The organism is Flavobacterium sp. JAS (assembly GCF_020991455.1).
Taxonomy (GTDB): Bacteria; Bacteroidota; Bacteroidia; order Flavobacteriales; family Flavobacteriaceae; genus Flavobacterium.
In genome coordinates this window covers 46777-63860 of sequence record NZ_JAJMOX010000018.1, presented here as the reverse complement: position 1 = coordinate 63860, position 17084 = coordinate 46777, and the positions used below count along the sequence as shown (strand labels likewise).

General features: G+C 34.2%; 17 protein-coding genes. 9 read left to right on the top strand and 8 right to left on the bottom strand.

Annotation, left to right across the window (positions count from 1 at the left end; genetic code table 11):
* The coding region (locus tag LPB88_RS22340) for a PKD-like domain-containing protein (protein ID WP_305070321.1) at window positions 1–2205 on the bottom strand (2205 nt) is incomplete at its 3' end.
* A 1077-nt stretch (window positions 2206–3282) separates the two neighbouring features.
* On the opposite strand from LPB88_RS22340, the gene LPB88_RS22335 reads away from it, so the two are divergent.
* On the top strand, window positions 3283–3651 hold the full coding sequence (locus LPB88_RS22335) for a hypothetical protein (RefSeq protein WP_230717879.1): 369 nt from the start codon (window positions 3283–3285) through the stop codon (window positions 3649–3651).
* Here LPB88_RS22335 and LPB88_RS22330 read toward each other — a convergent pair.
* A complete protein-coding gene (locus LPB88_RS22330) occupies window positions 3644–4015 on the bottom strand; it encodes a response regulator (RefSeq protein WP_230717878.1) in 372 nt (123 codons plus the stop codon). The genes LPB88_RS22335 and LPB88_RS22330 overlap by 8 nt on opposite strands.
* A 509-nt stretch (window positions 4016–4524) precedes the next feature.
* On the opposite strand from LPB88_RS22330, the gene LPB88_RS22325 reads away from it, so the two are divergent.
* The 7 genes from LPB88_RS22325 to LPB88_RS22295 all read left to right on the top strand — a co-directional run bounded on the left by LPB88_RS22325 (window position 4525) and on the right by LPB88_RS22295 (window position 11145).
* On the top strand, window positions 4525–5418 hold the full coding sequence (locus tag LPB88_RS22325) for an AraC family transcriptional regulator (RefSeq protein WP_230717877.1): 894 nt from the start codon (window positions 4525–4527) through the stop codon (window positions 5416–5418).
* Window positions 5419–5525: 107 nt separating this feature from the next.
* Entirely contained in the window at window positions 5526–6443 is a 918-nt protein-coding gene (locus tag LPB88_RS22320; protein WP_230717876.1) for a DUF6268 family outer membrane beta-barrel protein, read from the top strand.
* 43 nt (window positions 6444–6486) lie between these two features.
* The gene (locus LPB88_RS22315; RefSeq protein ID WP_230717875.1) at window positions 6487–6900 is read left to right on the top strand and encodes a DUF2141 domain-containing protein; all 414 of its coding nucleotides are present in this window, start codon (window positions 6487–6489) and stop codon (window positions 6898–6900) included.
* A gap of 53 nt (window positions 6901–6953) precedes the next feature.
* Window positions 6954–7676, top strand: a complete 723-nt coding sequence (locus LPB88_RS22310; RefSeq protein WP_230717874.1) for an ABC transporter ATP-binding protein — start codon at window positions 6954–6956, stop codon at window positions 7674–7676.
* 14 nt (window positions 7677–7690) lie between these two features.
* Window positions 7691–8626, top strand: a complete 936-nt coding sequence (locus tag LPB88_RS22305; RefSeq protein WP_230717873.1) for an HlyD family secretion protein — start codon at window positions 7691–7693, stop codon at window positions 8624–8626.
* A 17-nt stretch (window positions 8627–8643) separates the two neighbouring features.
* The gene (locus tag LPB88_RS22300) at window positions 8644–9783 is read left to right on the top strand and encodes an FtsX-like permease family protein (RefSeq protein WP_230717872.1); all 1140 of its coding nucleotides are present in this window, start codon (window positions 8644–8646) and stop codon (window positions 9781–9783) included.
* Between the two features lie 9 nt (window positions 9784–9792).
* The gene (locus tag LPB88_RS22295; protein WP_230717871.1) at window positions 9793–11145 is read left to right on the top strand and encodes a TolC family protein; all 1353 of its coding nucleotides are present in this window, start codon (window positions 9793–9795) and stop codon (window positions 11143–11145) included.
* Window positions 11146–11248: 103 nt separating this feature from the next.
* Here LPB88_RS22295 and LPB88_RS22290 read toward each other — a convergent pair whose 3' ends face one another.
* The 6 genes from LPB88_RS22290 to LPB88_RS22265 form a co-directional block, all read right to left on the bottom strand.
* Window positions 11249–12250 (bottom strand): aldo/keto reductase, encoded by a 1002-nt coding sequence (locus LPB88_RS22290; protein WP_230717870.1) that lies wholly within the window; start codon window positions 12248–12250, stop codon window positions 11249–11251.
* A gap of 90 nt (window positions 12251–12340) precedes the next feature.
* On the bottom strand, window positions 12341–13237 hold the full coding sequence (locus tag LPB88_RS22285; RefSeq protein ID WP_230717869.1) for an AraC family transcriptional regulator: 897 nt from the start codon (window positions 13235–13237) through the stop codon (window positions 12341–12343).
* 45 nt (window positions 13238–13282) lie between these two features.
* Window positions 13283–14356 (bottom strand): ACR3 family arsenite efflux transporter, encoded by a 1074-nt coding sequence (gene arsB / locus LPB88_RS22280; protein WP_230717868.1) that lies wholly within the window; start codon window positions 14354–14356, stop codon window positions 13283–13285.
* A 5-nt stretch (window positions 14357–14361) separates the two neighbouring features.
* Window positions 14362–14973 carry a low molecular weight phosphatase family protein gene (locus LPB88_RS22275; protein WP_230717867.1) on the bottom strand — a complete coding sequence of 204 codons (612 nt, stop codon included), beginning with the start codon at window positions 14971–14973 and terminating at the stop codon, window positions 14362–14364.
* 47 nt (window positions 14974–15020) lie between these two features.
* Window positions 15021–15494 (bottom strand): DUF6428 family protein, encoded by a 474-nt coding sequence (locus tag LPB88_RS22270; protein ID WP_230717866.1) that lies wholly within the window; start codon window positions 15492–15494, stop codon window positions 15021–15023.
* An 85-nt stretch (window positions 15495–15579) separates the two neighbouring features.
* Window positions 15580–15912 carry a helix-turn-helix transcriptional regulator gene (locus LPB88_RS22265; RefSeq protein WP_230717865.1) on the bottom strand — a complete coding sequence of 111 codons (333 nt, stop codon included), beginning with the start codon at window positions 15910–15912 and terminating at the stop codon, window positions 15580–15582.
* 376 nt (window positions 15913–16288) lie between these two features.
* Between LPB88_RS22265 and LPB88_RS22260 the strand changes: the two genes are divergently transcribed.
* Window positions 16289–16987 carry a DUF1826 domain-containing protein gene (locus LPB88_RS22260; protein WP_230717864.1) on the top strand — a complete coding sequence of 233 codons (699 nt, stop codon included), beginning with the start codon at window positions 16289–16291 and terminating at the stop codon, window positions 16985–16987.
* Window positions 16988–17084 lie beyond the last annotated feature (97 nt).

Below are 17084 nucleotides of genomic sequence, written 5' to 3'. Positions count from 1 at the left end.
TGCAGTCCAGGTATTGGTATACGTTCCTGAATTAACACAAGAACCAGCCACAAAACTGCCACTTACTTTATCATAAGTTATTAGTCCACCGCAATTATCAGTTGCCACAGGGGCGTTAGCTTGCGCAGTTGTTAGTCCTTGGGCATCGCTGCATTCCAGGGTTACATCAAGCGCAGCCGGAGCGGTTGTCCAAGTAGGGGCTGTTGTATCTTGCACGTTAACTGTTTGAGAACATGTTGATTGACATCCATTATTGTCTGTAATATTTAAGGTTAGTGTAAATGATGCTCCACAACCGGCTCCGGTAGTCACCAAAACGGTTTGCGATGATGTATTGCCAGGAATTGTAGCATTTCCTGACACAGACCAACTATAATTACTCATTCCAGCCGGTGCTGAATAACTATTACCAGTTGTAGATGGACAAAGTGGACCATTCGAACCAATGATAGAACATATCGGTAACGGATTTACTGTAATGGTTGCTGTTCCGGTCTGTGCTTGTGAGCAAGTAGTTGAACTTGAATCTTGAACACTTACTAAATTATAAACAAATGTGCCAGAGGCTGCAGTAGGTACGGTTACCGTTACAGAATTTCCCGCGATTGTGCTTACTGTTAAATTATTGCCCCCATTGATGTTATAAGTAAAAGTATATGGAGTGGTTCCCGCTGCTCCTGTGAAAGTTACATTTGGAGCTGTCGCATCTTTACATACCGCTATGGTACCGGTAATAGTTGCTGTTGGTAATGGATTCACTGTCACTGTTACCGTAAAAGTACTTCCTGTACAAGTCCCCGATGTTGGAGTTACAGTGTATACAACATTTATTGGAGCATTGGTTGTATTGGTCAATGTACCGCTGATATTAGCTGCATTACTTCCTGCTGCTGTTCCTGAAATTCCAATTACAATTGGAGCAGCCCAGCTATAGGTGGTACCAGATGGGACTGTTCCGTTAGTTCCATTTACTGGTGTTACAGTAAAAGTGCCTCCGCTGCATATAGTAGAGGCCGTTATATTGGTCAATGCTGGTTTAGGATTCACGGTTACTGTTACGGTAAAAGTACTTCCTGTACAGATTCCCGATGTTGGAGTTACAGTGTAAACAACATTTATTGGAGCATTGGTTGTATTGGTCAATGTACCGCTGATATTAGCTGCATTACTTCCTGCTGCAGTTCCCGAAATTCCAATTACACTTGGAGCTGCCCAACTATAGGTCGTGCCAGCTGGGACTGTTCCGTTAGTTCCATTTGCTGGTGTCACTGTAAAAGTACCTTCACTGCATATACTAGTACCAGTTATTGGTGTTATAACTGGTGCAGTACAACACGCTACTAAAGTTATATTATTAACTGTTTTTGTATTTGGGACAACCTGATTTGTTGGATCTGAAACGGTCAAACTAACAGTATGCGGACCAGCCGATGAATAAGTCACAGTATATGGTCCTATTGTTGTTAAACTAACTGGAGAGATTGTTGCAGCTCCCGGAAATGACCAGCTATAATTAGTGTTTGGCTGAACTCCTGTTGAAGTACTGGTATAAACTACTTTTTGATAAGTACCTCCATCACAATTTTTATTAATAGAAAAATCGGCGAACAAAGGTGTTCTTATAATTATCCCACTTGAAAGCGCACTGCTGCATTTAGGAGGATTACAAGTAATCAAAGAAAGACTTTGAGCAGGCGAAATGGCTTGCCCACTTGTTTCCCAGCTTAAATAAATATTTTTTAATTCAAGGGATTGACCTGCGGTATAGTTTGTAATTTGAGCCATTCTGTATTTGGAACCGGCTGTAATTATACTCCCTCTAATTTTAATCGTTAATCTATCTGTTGCAGCACCAACAAAATTAGTGTTATCGAAATTTTTTCGAACACCTCCAACCAGATAGTCAAATTGAAATAACAAATCATATTTGGAACTGTTAGATGAAACAGTAACCCAAATATACAATCCATTTACAGGATTTGTAATATAAGCCAAAGTAGCCACATTTCCTACATTATCACCTAAATAGACATCTCCAAAATTTACATCCTGAGCATTACATTGCGAAAAGGAACAAGCTGGAGCTGTTGTTAATGAAGCATTAGTATTATCAAATGTAACATTAGTATTTTGTGAGTAACCAATTACTGTAGAAAACAACAATAGTAAAAAAGTTAAAAACGGAATAAAAGTAATTTTTTTCATAATCTTTATTATTTAAATAAATCAGTAATTAATTTCTTGTTAAATTAATCAATGGAAAATTTGAGGTTGTTATCTTCTTTTGAAAGACAATCTGAATATTTAAAAGCTCTTGATTCACCAAAGCTAACCCTTGGATTTGTTTGTGAATAACTATTTAATGTTGAAACTAGCAGAATTAAAAAATCTACAGGAATAGAGTAATTTTTGTTTTCATAGTTTTTTATTTTAAAAATTTATGAAATTTTTATTTTTTTAACATATTCAAATTTATATGTTCTGTTTTTAATAGCTAGTATTTTTCTTTCAACAACCTAAAAACTCGTTGAAACGACATTTTTAGATAAAAAAAAGAGAAAATAAATAGTGAATTTCTTTAATTGGATTTTTTTATGGAGTAAAATTTATTTAAAAAAGCATTTTTGATTTATAGGTAATAGTTTGATTTTACAACAATTGAACTTTTCTTTGATCGAGATAAAATATCGATGAAATGCTTTTTTCATAGATAAAATGGGACTTGGCTGGGTAGTGGTGATAAGAAATTAAAGTAGTTTTACCCTTTACAATGAACATATAAGTTTACATCATTTATCAAGTTACAAATGAGTGAGTTATAATTTAAAAGTTGAAATAATTTCAAAAGGCAAAGTTAAAAAGCACAAAACTGATGATCTTTTAAAGGCGATAGAATAGAGATCTCAGTAGATAATTCTAAAAATGGTATCGTCATACTTTTAAAAGATTTATATCCTGAGTAACCATAAAGCAGCTCATTTGTTTTTTTTAAATGAGATTACTTGAATTATGGGATGCAATTACTATATATTATTAAGAACTTTAAATAGAGTATAGTTTACTTATAAAGGTTAGGAGTGAAGATAGAATAATTTGTATATCCTTTACTTTTTGTAAAAAACAACATCTTAATTACATAAATTTTTGCGGTTTTACCACAACAGAGATTTGTAGAGAGCATATATATTTGTAAAGAATCTATTACTGTTTTCAAGATTTGCAACTAACATATCTTAAAAATTAATCACAAACCCCTTATTTATCCGTTAAAAAGATAAAAAAATGAAGCAATACAATCATTTTATACTATTTTTCTACAACATTCTTTTGTTATTTTCAGTTTCACTAAAAGCGCAAGTTGTTGTTGATAGTGATCTTAGTGAATGGGGTGATACTAAAAAAATGCAGTACGACAAAGAAAATCAATTGTATTATGCTTTTAAAAAAGACAATCAGTTTCTTTATTTAGGCATATTAAAAAATAAAAATGCTTCCAAAGTTGATAGGGGAGGTGTGCAGGTTTTTTTCTCAGATAAAGAAGCTGATACAACTGGTCTGCAAGTGATATTCGCTAGTAAATTGAAAGATCCTATTACTAATAAATCTCTAAAAAAAACTCACGATTTTTTTTTTGGTAAGAAATCTAAATGACGTTGTAAGCCAGACATTGCCAACTTACAACGAAACCGGGATTATCGTAGAATGGAAAAATAGAAAACAGCCTTGCTTTACTTTCAGATATTTCCACTATAATTTTCATCTTAGGAAACTTACTTCTTATTAAAATAGTTAGCCTTTCTCCTGAAATATGGAAACCATCATTTGAAGCGGATAATTCAAAGTCAATAAAAACCACATCAAAGTTACTGCCGTTTAAAATTACCAGAGCTTCACCATAAGATTTAACAATGTGCGAGTTTATTTCGTAATTATTATTATCGAAAAAAATTCTTTTGTAAGCTTCTGTAATAAGTGGGTGGTCATCAATTATTAAAATATTTAATTCCTTTCTCAAAAATGGTACTGGATTAGAGTTGATGTATAGTATTTGGATAATTAATTCAAGTTGCTAGTTAATAAGTGTAGTCCCTACGGGACAAAAAAATGGTAAAATAAATTGATCACTACCAATATGTAATCTCTCCGAGATATTTTTTATTACTCCGTTAGGAGTTAAATATTGGTAGAATTAACGAAAGACACACCACAGAAATATCCCATAGGGATTATACTTTTTTTACAACCAACTTATTTGTTGAATTTTTAAACTAGCAACTTGAATTAATTATATAGTAAGTATCAAAAAAACTATTAATCCCCTAGTTCAATGTTCATTTTTTATAAGTTATTCTTTATCAGATAGAATAATAAATTCATAAATCTTCTTCCTTTTGAAATGGTTTTTGATGTTTTTTAAGAGAACAAAGCTGATGAGATAAAACTAATGGCCATATATTCAACAAAATACAAAGCACTCAGATATGGAGATACTACCATTTACAATTAAATACTTAAGTTTGCAACATGAGTAAGACTATTAAAATTATATCATCAGAAGAATTTCCAAAACAATTTATGTCTGATGCTTCTTTAGATTTTGATTTCTTAAAAACACCCTTGCAGATATATGATTTAAATACGACAACAGAGTATATTCAAATTCCAACTCCGCTTTTCAGACCTGATTATAATTTTATCGTTCATGTTACTAAAGGGAGTGCAAAACAACAAGTCGATAATGAGATAATAACCATAACCGAGGATGATGTTTTGTTTATAAAACAAGGTCATATTACGGCAATGAAAGAAATTGATCTGGTTATAACCGGTCATTTCATTTTATTTGAAGAAAGTGTCCTGAATCATATTTTATCTAAACAGGAGTTGATACAGATTTTCGCTACTAATTCGGTTATCAAATTGCCAAAAGAAACAAGTATTTGGCTTAATTCTTTGTTTTGCTTATTAGGTCAGGAATTTCGGGATGAGAATTCTAATATCGAAATTTGTTATTCGCTTATGCAAGCTGCCTTTCAAAAAATTATTTCTTCAAATAAAGAGCTTAATAAAACGGTACACCGTGGTAATGAAATCACTTTTTCTTTTAAAGAATTGGTTTATAAATACCATAGTCAGGATAAATCGGTATCCTTTTATGCCGATAAATTAAAAATTTCTGTAAACTATCTCAATAGGTGCATTAAGGAAACTACCGGAATAGCACCAAAAGAATGGATCAACAATGTTAGTATCCTGCAAAGTCAGATTCTTTTGCAAGATTTGACTAAAGATATTTCAGAAATTGCTTTTGAATTGAATTATGAAGACCCATCTTATTTTGGACGGCTTTTTAAAAAAATAACCGGTACAACTCCTTCACAGTACCGAAACTCACTTATGCACGATTTGTCCGAGTAACGGCAAACTAAATCCTAACAACAATTATTGTTTTAACCACACCTTTGCCTTAAGAAAATCTTAGAGGGCTAATACAGCTCGTGTGTTTAAATTTAATAAATGTTATTTTGAAAAAAGTACTATCCTTGGTTTTGCTAACCTTGTTTATTTGTCTTCCAAATAAATTTTATGCTCAATTAATAACCGATGGCGCTGGGATTGGCGTTACCGTAAACGGAAAAAGCAACTTTAAGAATTTATCTTCCGTAGATCCATATTATGGGAATAAATTCAAATATAATACTTACGATTTTTGGCTGCCAATACCATCTTTTAAAATTGGAAAAACTCGTATTCTTGGCGTAGTCAACTATCGTGTTTTAGACTTTACATTCGATAAAGAAATAGAGAATAGTCCGAGTCATATCACAAAAATACAGGAGATCAAACCTACCATTGTAGTACGTCATCCTTTTGGAAAAAGATGGGCCGCTTTTGGAATTTTCATACCTACTGTTGCTTCAGATTTTAAAAGTTCTTTTTCGATGAATGACATGGTACTGGATGGCATTTTTGGAGTTTCAAGAAAATTTGGAGAAAAATCAAATCTTGAAATTGGAATTGGTCCACATATTATGTACGCTTTTGGTAAGTTTTTAATAACACCTGCTATATCTGTAGATTATAAAAGTAATAACGGTAAATGGTTTGCTCAGGTATACTGGCCAAGAGTGAATGTTTTTCGAAATCTTGGCAACAGTACACAAGTTGGTATCGCAGGATCAATAGACTGGACGCTTCATAATTTACAAAACTACAAGAACTATGAGGGAGCAGAGGTTGATTATGCTCAATTTTCGGCTATTCATGGTGGGGTACAAATTAACCAACGTCTTTTTGATGTTTTTTGGTTTCAGTTGCAAGGAGGGCTTGGTTTTGCAAATAAGTACACATTGTATAATTCTAACAATGATACCATTAGTAACTACAAAGCAAAAGAAATGCCTTATGTAAAAATGATGCTAACCTACCGTTTTGGAAAATAAAAATCTAAAAAAACAATTCAATAATAATTTAAAAAAAGAGAAAATGAAAAAAATGATTCTAAGTGGTATGGTATTAATGGTATCGTATTTTGTTAATGCACAACAGGTAAAAATGAATGTTGAAGTGGCTAATATTCAAAAGGGTAAAGGTGCTATAGTACTGAATGTATATGACAAAAAAGAGAACTTTCTTAAAAAAGTGTATTTGACTAAAAATCAAAAGGCAAACCAGGAAAGTTTAAAATTTCAAATTGATTTGCCAAGAGGAACTTATGCGATTACCGCTTTTCAGGATTTAGATAGTAATGGAAAGTTAAACAGTAATTGGTTTGGAATGCCCAAAGAGCCAGTAGGAAACAGTACCAATTTTAAGCCGGATGGAGGAGCGCCAACATTCAATGATTGCTCAATTTATGTTTTGAAAAATGACGCTACAATTACAATAGACCTCTATTAGGAATTTGAAAACGACTTTAAGAAAAACCTAAACTTTAATCATGACATTAAATTATGAAAGAGGCAGCTTTGAAAAATAGAGTTATTGCAGAAGTAAGAGGTGCATGCAAAGAATATCAAACAGGTGATACATTGATTACTGCTTTAAGACCCACAACTGTTCAGTTTAAAACTGGTGAACTCACATTAATAATAGGGCCTTCGGGTTCAGGAAAAACCACATTGTTGTCCTTATTAGGTTGTGTCATTTATCCAACAAAAGGAAATGTTTTTATAGATGGTCAGCAAGTAAATACACTTTCGGCTAAACAATTATCGACTTTGAGGTTGAGCAAAATTGGTTTCGTGTTTCAAAGTTTTAACCTTTTGGCACCACTTAACTCTTTAGAAAATGTAATGATGCCGTTGCAACTTATGAATTTAAGTGATACTGAAGCAAAAATAAAAGCCGAAAAAGCACTGGAATTGGTAGGGATGAAAGATAGAATGAAAAACTTGCCAAAAATGCTGAGTGGTGGTCAGCAACAACGAGTTTCTATTGCACGGGCATTGGTAACAAATCCACCAATTATGCTTTGTGACGAACCAACGGCTGCATTAGACATTAAGAGTGTTGGTTTGGTAATGGATGAATTAAAAGCACTTGCCCAAAATGGTAAGAGTGTAATTGTGGTTACACATGATATGCGACTTAAACAATTTGCAGATAGAATTATTTATGTAGATAATGGAATCGCAACCGAGAATGAAAATGTAACTTTTTTAGAGAATCATTAATAAAATTATAAAGAATGAAATATACCATAATTTATCTAATAGCCTTAATTTTTAGTAGTTGTAGTAAGAAAGAAGAAAAAAAACCGGATCAGGTATCGGCTCTAAAAGAAGTTATTTCATCGGGTATTGTGGGACTCGGACGGATAGAACCTGATGAAAAATTGTCTTCATTGGCAACAGAAGTAGGCGGTATTGTCGTTGCTATTCATAAAAAGGAAAATGATATAATTGCCAAAGGTGATTTAATTATCGAATTGGATCATTCTGTTCAAGATGCCAAAAAAGTACAAATTAAGAGTAGAATTGAAACACAAAGAATCGAAATAAATATTGCACAACTAAAATTAAAGGAGAACAAAATAAACCTGGTTAACAAACAAATAGAGTTACAGCGATTGAAAAACTTACATGAAAATGGAGCAGAAACAAGACAAAATGTTGATAATCTGGAAACAGAAACGAAAATTTTTCAAGCCAATGTGGAGCAACTACAAAGTCGGGTTATGATGGAAAATTCCAGACTTGAAGAAGTTAAACAAGAGTTAGAAGTTTCAAATAAGGAATTACAACAGTATTGGATAAAAGCATTAAGCGATGGGCAAATTATGACAATGAATGCAACAAAAGGAGCCGCATTGTCGCCAAACCAAGCATTTGCAGATTTTATTCCGAAAAGCAAATTGGTTGCTACTTGTGAAATTGATGAGCTGTTTGCAGATAAAATTAAAAAAGGACAAAAAGCAATTATTCGTCAAATTGGTTCTAATAAAACTGTCGGTTCGGGTGTTGTAATCTTTGCTTCATCTGCACTTAAACGCAAATCGCTTTTTTCTGAAAAAGCAGGTGATCAGGAAGATAGAAGAGTTAGGGAAATAAAAATCCTATTGGCAAACCAAACGCAATACTTAATCAATTCCCGAATTGAATGTGTTATTGAAACCATCAATTAAGAACAAATGAACAAGACATGAAATCTATTATTAAAACTGCCTGGAAGTTTATTCGTTTTGATAAAACTAAAAGCATAGGTGTGGTTGTTGGAATTGTAATAAGCACTTTTCTTATTGGTCAGCAAATAGGAACATTCAATTTTTTGACAGGATTAATGAGTGTGTTGGTAAAAAATACAACAACAGATATTTGGGTTGTTGATAATAAAACGACTGATGCTAATCAACTTAGTTTGATAGACAGGAGAAAAGAAAAAGAAATTAAGAGTTTGGCAGGAGTTAAAGAAGCATTTCCTATTGTTGTAACAAATAGTAAAGCAAAATTTCCTAATGGAACCAGCGCTATTGTAAACATTATCGGGAGCGAATATCCTTATTTTAAAGCGGGCCCGGATAGCTCGAAAATAATACAGGGGAAACTACCGGATTTACTGCAAGAGGCAGGCGTATCTGCTGATTACTTTGATCGAAGTAATTTTGGAGGTTCGTCAAATGTTGGAACCTATTTTGAAATAAACGGGAAAAGAGCCGTTATTACGCTACAAACTAAAGGAATACGAGGTTGGGGCGGTTATTTAATGTACACTACAGTAGATAGGGCAAGATATTATGGTAATATTTCTTCGACTAATATAAGTGCTTTAATGGTAAATGTAAAAGATGGGGAAGACGTAGATCGTGTTGTTGCTCAAATCAATAATTCAGTTTATGGAGTAAGAGCCTGGCGTACATCATCTTTAAGCTCATCGACTATAAAGAGTGTTTTGGCTTCTACAGGTTTAGGCGCCAGCACAGGATCTCTGGTTGGGTTTGCCATTATTGCAGGTTTCTTTATTATTGGTCTTACGATGTATTCGTCGGCACTTGACAGGATTAAGGATTATGGAACTTTAAAAGCAATAGGTGCTACCGATTCTTATATTAGAAATCTGATACTTACTCAGGCTACTTTATTTGCTATTGTTGGATTTATCGTTGCCCTTGTTTTCTTAATGGGTTTTAAAAACGGAATGTATCAAACTGGAATATTGATAGATTTTAGCCCAATAATACTCTTCTTGATTCTAATTGTTACTTTTTCTATTTCGCTTTTTGGAGCCGTGTTCGCTATTAGAAGAATAAAAAATGTAGAACCCGCTTCAGTATTTAGAGGCTAAAAAGTTATTATGATGAAGAATAATTCAATGAATATAGGTTTTATAGGATGTCTTATACTGTTTTGTCTTTTTAAAATGAATGCACAAAGCCCGGTATGGACATTAAGTAAAGCAATCGAAGAAGCACAAAAGAACAGAAAATTACTGGCTTCGTTGGCAACAGAATCAAAAATCAATCAGTTAAAAACAAAAGAGTTAAATGCAAAGTATTTGCCCAGAGTATCATTAAATTACAACTACCAGTATAATCCTATTATTGCCACAAGTGTTTTACCTGCAAATGCATTTAATTCTGGAGTCTCCTCAGATGTTATGATTCCCATAAAATTAGGGGCCAATTATACCCAAAATGCTGGTGTTTTGTTGCAACAGCCTTTACTGGATATCTCTATTTCAAAGTTAATTACTGAGTCTAAGTTACAAGAAAAACTAGCAAACTTAAATGAAAAAGAGGCTAGGATAGAGCTTACTTACGAAGTCTCAAAGGCCTATTTTAATACATTGGTAGGGCAACAGCAAGTAAAAGAAGCTATTGGTGATACTGCCCGCACGGCTTTAAGTATGAATACTATAAACCAAAAATACAGTAATAAAAGAGTTTTGAAAGTTGATGCAAACGATGCTAAGGTAACGCACAATAATGCTGTACAAAAATATCATAATGCTGTAAATAATGTTTTGGTTTTAAAGCAATACCTTTTATATATTACTGGAAATGAATCTTTACTTGCTGCTTCAATCGTATTAGAAAAGTATAATATGGATGGAAATATTACTGATCTTGATGAAGATCTAATTCATACATTACCCCAAATAGAAATTTTGAAAACACAAAATGAAATTTTAGAAAATAAAAAGAAACTGGAAAGAGCAAAACACAGTCCAATGATTAATATCAACGGTTATTTAGGAGCAGATCAGTTTACGGCAAATATGAATCCTTTTCAGCAAGATAGCTGGTACGGAAATAGTTATATTGGAGTATCATTAAAATTACCTCTTTTCTTTGGTGAAAATACAGCAAAAAGAATAGAGCAATTAAAATTTGAGCAAGAACAAAATGATAACCAAATCATAGAGGATATTAATAAAAATAAATACAATGCGTTGAATGCTACTATTGCTTATAATAATGTCTTGCAACAGTTAAAAACGGTGTATGAAAATACCCGGCTCACTCAGGAGATTGTAATGGTTTACCAAGAACGATATAAGTTTGATCAAATATCGTTTAATGAACTAAACGATAAAGAGATTCAATTGCAAAATTTAGAATTAGTATATAATGAACTTCAACAGCAATTGATAGTGTCATGGCTTGATTGGAAGAAAGCTGCGGGAAAACTAGTTTTACAATATTGAAGTTATGGATTTTACTCCAAGAGTAATCAAGAGTACCACAAAAAAAATACAAGCCTCCAAAGTCATTTGATTTTGGAGGCTTGTTTATTAGGACCTTGCTATTTTAATGATTGACCATTTTCATAGCCTCTTCACTATATCGATCGCCTATGATAGGATATTGCTTAAGGAGTTTGTCAATTGTCATCAGATCGTCATTTGTTATGTTGACGTCAACTGCCATTGCATTCTCTTGCAGGTATTTTCTTTTTTTGGTGCCTGGTATTGGGATAATATCATCACCCTGAGCTAATACCCATGCAAGGGCTAGCTGTGCCGGCGTGCATTCTTTATTCTGGGCCATTGCAGCAAACTCACGCACTAGAATATTGTTGTTATTTATATTCTCTTGTTGGTAGCGCGGTAAGGTTCTTCTAAAATCATTATCGGCAAAAGTGTCTACATTAAGCTCATTAGTAACCAAACCTCGGGCTAAGGGAGAATAGGGCACCAGTGAGATTCCAAGTTCACGGGTAGTTTGTAATATCTCTGTTTCAACATCTCTGGTTAGTAACGAATACTCACTTTGGAGAGCAGCAATTGGATGTACAGCATGCGCCTTGCGGATCGAGGCTGGTGAGGCCTCACTCAGACCAAGATAACGTACCTTTCCTTCTTTTACCAAATCTGACATTGCACCAACAGTTTCCTCAATTGGAATATTTGGATCAACACGGTGTACATAATATAGATCAATAGTGTCTGTTTTCAGACGTTTCAGACTGTTTTCGACTGCAACTTTCATCCAGGCAGGCGAACCGTCAAAGTAGGTACCAACTGCACTGCTGGGTCCTGCAATACCGTCTTTAAAACGGAATCCGAATTTCGTTGCGATAAATATCTTATCGCGGTTGGGTACCAGTACCTTTGATATAAGTTCTTCATTGGCGCCATTAGCGTACATATCGGCTGTGTCCCAAAAGTTGATTCCCAGATCAAGGGCTTTTTCCAGCGTAGCTAAACTTTCTTTATCATCTGTAGGTCCGTAAGCGAAGCTCATACCCATGCACCCCAAACCAAGTGCAGATAGGCGTTCGTCAGTTTTTCCAAGTTTTCTGTATTTCATTTTATATCTTATTTTGTTTCAACAAATTTAGATTAGCAAACTCAGTAGAATTTATAATGATCAAACTGATAGTTATAATATTCAAACAGACTACCTCAGCTGTGAGGGTGTCAGACCTGTATGCTTTTTAAAAAAAAGAGTAAAATAGGAAGGATATTCAAAGCCAAGGCTGTAGGCAATATCGGCTATGTTCCAGTTAGTATGTCGTAATAATGCCTTTGCCTCTTTTATAATGCGTGCAGTGATATGCTCAGTTGTCGTCTTACCGCTTACTTGTTTTACCGCACGATTAAGGTGATTGATGTGAACCGATAAGGCAGCAGCATAATCTGCAGGAGTTTTCAGTTTGAGTACAAGTGCTGGCGAATCAATTGGAAACTGTCTTTCGAGCAATTCCAAAAATAAAGTACAAACCCTTGATGAAGCATTAGTGTAGGTATGAAAATTGGTTGCAGGATTATTTTTCATGGCCTCATGAATTATCAGGTGCAGATAGCTGCGAAGTACATCATACTTATGTGGATAAGTGGAGAGCATTTCGGCCTGCATCTTCATATATAGAGACGAAAGTTCCTTCAATTGAATAGCATCGGGAAAGAATATAGGGTTGCAGCCAATTTTGAATAAAGGGGAATCCTGTAAACTGCCCAGGCGTTCGCTATGCTGAATAAAATCTTCAGTAAACAAGCAATACCAGCCTGATTGCTGTTCAGACTCTGCTTCCCAGGAATATGGTACTACAGGATTGGAAAAAAGTAGTGCTGGTTGGTCGATCTGTATCCATTTATCGGCATAATAAATTTTACCCTTGCCAATAATCAGGGAAACTTTATAAAAATCCCGGCGGCTGTAAGGACTTACTACCGCGCAGCTATCTCTGCTGAATATATTAATATGTCCGATGCCCGCATTATTAAGTGGTACACGTGCTGGTGCATGGCTAGGAAGTCGTTTATAAAAATCGCTAACGCTTTCGGCTTGTTTCATAGCGTAAATTTATAAAAATAAAACAGACCTCAGATATGAATATTTTTATAAGGTTTGAAAACTATAGTATTTTTTTCTAAACCAAAAAGCTACGTTTACAAGTGCAATTAAGGCGGGTACTTCTACCAAAGGACCAATAACTCCTGCAAATGCCTGACCGCTGTTTATTCCAAAGACGCCAATCGCTACTGCTATAGCCAGCTCAAAATTGTTTCCTGTTGCCGTAAAAGCTATTGCTGTTGCTTTTGAATAGTCAGCACCAAAGTATTTTCCAACAAAAAAACTAATGATAAACATGATGATAAAGTATATTACCAATGGAATTGCAATGCGCACAACATCCATAGGAATCTGAACAATCAACTCTCCCTTAAGGCTGAACATCACTATGATAGTAAAAAGTAATGATATTAGTGTAATGGGAGAAATAAACGGTACATATTTAGTCTCAAACCATTCAGTTCCTTTTATTGCAATTAGGGTATAGCGGCTTACAATTCCTAGTGCAAAAGGAATTCCCAAATATATCCCCACACTTTCGGCGATCTGACCAATACTTATGTTAACTTCAAATCCATTATAGCCGAAATAAGGAGGAAGAATCGTTATAAAGATATAAGCATATACGCTGTAAAGTAAAACCTGAAAAATGCTATTAAGAGCAATAAGACCTGCAGCATATTCCCTGTTTCCGTCAGCCAAATCATTCCAAACCACAACCATTGCAATACAGCGCGCCAAACCTATCAAAATGACACCAATCATATATTCGGGATAACCATTTAAAAAGAGCAGAGCCAAAGAAAACATTAAAATAGGACCAACAATCCAATTTAAAAATAGAGAAGCACCCAGGATTTTTGTGTTTCTAAAAACCTGTCCCATCTGCTCGTATTTCACTTTGGCAAGTGGCGGGTACATCATAAGAATAAGTCCCACAGCTAAGGGAATATTAGTTGTTCCGCTTGAGAATGAATTTATAAAATTACCACTCGACGGAATGAAATATCCTATCGCCACACCAAGAGCCATAGCCAGAAAAATCCAGAGCGTTAAAAATCGATCCAGGAAACCTAATTTCTTACGTCCCACAGCAGGCGCACAGTTATTTACTGACATTTTTATTATTTGATTTGTGAGAATACATAAAACATTTCAGTTCCAATTTGAAGGCTACGTTCCTTGTAAACTTCCTTTTGCTGAGGCGTGCCGTCTGAAACCTTTGGATCTTCAAAAGTAATAGGTACACGCTTTTCTGCCCCGGCAATAAAAGGACAACCTCCATCAGCCTGTGAACAAGTCATTATAGCAACAAATTCACTCTCAGGATTAAAGTCATCATCATAGGTTTTAGAAAAGCCAATAACGGGTAGTTCATTTGCAGCAAATTTTATAGAATAAACAGGGTTTTGACCTTCTGAAATAGTTTTAACTTTAAATCCGGAGCCTTGCAGGGTTTCAGCCACCATTGGAAAAAGGGCAGTAGCTTCTGTACCTCCTGAATAACAGGTAACATTTTGTACCTTATAATGTGCAGCAGCAGTTTGCGCCCAAACCTGAGACAAGTGGCTTCTTCTGGAATTATGAGTACAGATAAGATTAAGTCTAATCTGGAGTTTGTTATCGACTTTATTCTGAATATAATCTACTAATGGCTGCAGGATAGTTTTGCGTTCTTCAGAGATCTGATTAAAATCAAATGAGTTAATGGTGTTTTTAATTTCAGTAAATAACATAGTTTTTGTCGGGTATTTAGAATAGATGTTTAATTGTCATTTAAAAATTAACAACAACCTGAACCAGGTGTACATGAATTTGCACTATCAGCATTTAACTGAGATAATTTTATTTTCGATTTATCTGAAGGTATTCCGCATTGTTCCTGAGCAAGACAAGCAGTCTGTTTGTTTAATAGAATAAAATTTTCACCATTAAAATCTAAATCATATTTACCAATGGTAGTATCTTGATATTCAACTTCAATTTCATGATCTTCGATACCAAGAACCTTTTCTGAAAGTTCAATAATATGAATCAGTTTTTGTGGTTTCAATCTATGCTCATAATCATTAGCATCCCAAAGCTGAAAGTTTACAACAGTTTCTTTTCTTACTGTTCCACCGCAATCAATGAAGTTTTTTGTGATCAGACCAACTTCTGTTACATGGAAATATTCAGGAACAAAATTTCCGTTTGGCAATTCAAAATTTACAGCTTCAACTGTTTTTAGTACTTCTTTAATTTCTGAAAGTTTCATAATTTCTGTGTTTTAGTTTTTTTTATGTGCTTACCACTACGACCAATCCGTATCTAATAGTTTTCTGATTTTCATATTGGTTACTTTAACAGCATTCGTTTCTCTTTTTTTCTAAATGAGCAGTGATATGTTCGAAAAAACCTTTTATTTTTTCTAATCCCGGTTCATTGATACAGTAACAAATAGAGTTACCGTCAATGCTTCCTTTTATTAAACCAGCATTTTTAAGTTCTTTAAGATGCTGGGATACCGTTGGCTGAGATAGCGGCAATTCGTTAACTATATCTCCGCAGATACAGGTATCTACTTTTAGTAGATATTCCATAATAGCGATTCGGGCTGGATGACCCAAAGCCTTAGCTAAAACCGCAAGTTCGTTTTGATTGTCTGTAAAATGATCTGTTTTTGTAGCTCCCATCGTTTTATATTTATATTGCAATATTACGATATAGTTTTGAATAATGAAGAAAAAAAGTAATTTTTTTTTCGAAGATAGAATATTGTTTTTTTGAAAGAGGAGAAAGTTCAGAAGGGTAAAGTGTTGTATATAAGTTTTTTGGTAAATAAAGTGTAAAAGTATGGACGATTGTTTTATTTAGTTTTAAAATGATTTTGCAATAAAACAGGATTAGATAATTTGTAATTTATTTACTTAAAGTAAAAAGAGACTGCCTTAACTTTTTGCGGTAAAAAAGATAGTAGCTACAAAAGTTTATAGCGATAAAAATGCCGCAACTGATTACTATTACATAATTTTGCAACGCACGAAGTAACTGGCTTCGTAATATTATACTATGAGCAATACATTTTCTGACAGCAGCCAAATTGGAACAGTATCTACTTTCTCTGAGCTTGTGCATACCGATTTCAAGGGAGAAATGAATGCGCTATGCTGGTACAGAAATTTGGGTGGCGATTTTAACGAGATTGTGACCAAATTATGTCTAAAAGAAAATGTAACTGAAGTTTCTCCTGAAGATCTAATCGCACTCCAACTATCTGAAAAGGGGAGTATAGCAAGGGAAATAATCTTAAATGATTTACAATTATTAACTGATTTTGGAGCTTCGCCATCGCTTAATTTGCTGAAGTGTTATGAGCGTGATGATGAATTTGATTTCATATCGACAGATGTGTATTCGTTTCATGTTGATCGTTCGCCCATTGCAACTGATACTTATTTATGTACCTATCACGGAGCAGCAAGTGATATTGTTTCTAATTCGCAGGCGGAGCAAAAAATTCTAATTCCAGAAATCCGAACAAAGCTAAAAGAGCTGCATGATGGGTCATCGGAAGAATTCGAAGATTTTTTAAAAGAAAATTATTTTGATTTACATTATCAGACACATGCGGATGCAGAGCCTATTAATTTAGGATTGGGACATCTTTGGCGACTTGCCGTAGATCATCCAAAACAACAAGTGCTGCCCTGTATTCATAGAGCTCCAATAGAAAATGAAGGTGAATATCGGTTGTTGTTGATTTGTTAAGGGAATTGTTGGAACAATGTAGTTGAGGGAAGATTTTTTTAATCTTTGAAAACCGAATTAAGTCCATCACCGAAGAGTCCTTTTGGAAAGCTGTGCG